This window comes from Komagataeibacter kakiaceti JCM 25156 (assembly GCF_000613305.1).
This window is the reverse complement of record NZ_BAIO01000844.1, coordinates 1-669: the sequence shown is the minus strand read 5'-3', so window position 1 is coordinate 669 and position 669 is coordinate 1. Positions and strand designations below refer to the sequence as shown.

Below are 669 nucleotides of genomic sequence, written 5' to 3'. Positions count from 1 at the left end.
GGCGGGGCGGTCTTGGCGGCGCGGCGGATGGGCGACGGACGGGGCTTGAGACCCAGACGGTGCGCCTTGCCGACCACCGCGTTCTTGGTGACGGATAGCTGACGCCCGATTTCAGCGGTCGACAAGCCCTGCTGCCACAGATCACGCAGGCGCGCGATCGTCTCCTCGGTCCATTCCATCGCCATCGTCCTGCACTCCCTACGCGGAATGGAGCGAAACTAGGCGTATACGGTGTCCGGCTCAACCGCCAAGGTACAGAATCTTGTGGACAGTTCTGCGCATAACCTGTTTGCAACCCCGGTAAAACCGTACCGGAACAGTCAACGGTTCAGGCGTGGATCAGTTTTACCTTGCCGCCCTCAACCCCCATGATCAGCCTGCCGGCCTTGAGTTCCCGCGCCAGCTTGCCAAACACCGTATTGCGCCAGCCATGGAAGGCGGGAATATCCGCCGCGTCATCAAGGGCGAAACGGTCAAGATCATCGGATGAGGCGACAAGCTTGGGGGCGACGCGATGCGTCTCGCAACAGGTCGCGAGCAGGACCTTGAGCAAGGCGATCAGCGCGGGGGACGGGCGCTGCGCTTCCTTGCCGCGCCCCTTGGGCATGCGGGGCAGGTCCGCTTCCGGCTCGTCCATGGCCCGGCCCACGGTTTCCAGCAGGGACTGGC

1 protein-coding gene and 1 pseudogene are annotated in these 669 nt (G+C 64.1%); both read right to left on the bottom strand.

Annotated features, from left to right (window positions below; all coding sequences use genetic code 11):
* Window positions 1-185 (bottom strand): GcrA family cell cycle regulator (locus JCM25156_RS26525; protein WP_242402758.1); only part of this gene is annotated, 185 nt, incomplete at its 3' end.
* Window positions 186-328: 143 nt separating this feature from the next.
* A pseudogene (locus JCM25156_RS26520) lies at window positions 329-669 on the bottom strand (ribonuclease D); the annotation flags it as partial.